Below are 216 nucleotides of genomic sequence, written 5' to 3'. Positions count from 1 at the left end.
GCGTAATACAGCGGCTTGATGCCCAGGCGGTCGCGCACCAGCAGCAGGTGGCCGTCGCGGCCATCGAAGACGGCGAAGGCGAACATCCCGGTCAGGTACTCGCAACAACGCTCGCCCCATTGCAGATAGGCGTGCAGGACCACCTCGGTATCGCTGCGGGTGCGGAACTCGTGTCCGGCCCGGCGCAACCGCTCGCGCAGGGCATCGTGGTTGTAC

Annotated in this window: 1 pseudogene; it reads right to left on the bottom strand. The window is 66.7% G+C overall.

What is annotated here, in order from left to right:
* A pseudogene (locus tag G5A07_RS22025) lies at positions 1-216 on the bottom strand (asparagine synthetase B); the annotation flags it as partial.

The organism is Stenotrophomonas sp. AS012628, assembly GCF_010608305.1.
In the GTDB taxonomy this organism is placed as follows: Bacteria; Pseudomonadota; Gammaproteobacteria; order Xanthomonadales; family Xanthomonadaceae; genus Stenotrophomonas; species Stenotrophomonas geniculata.
Note: the sequence above shows the minus strand (reverse complement) of the source record. Positions and strands in the feature narration are given on the sequence as shown.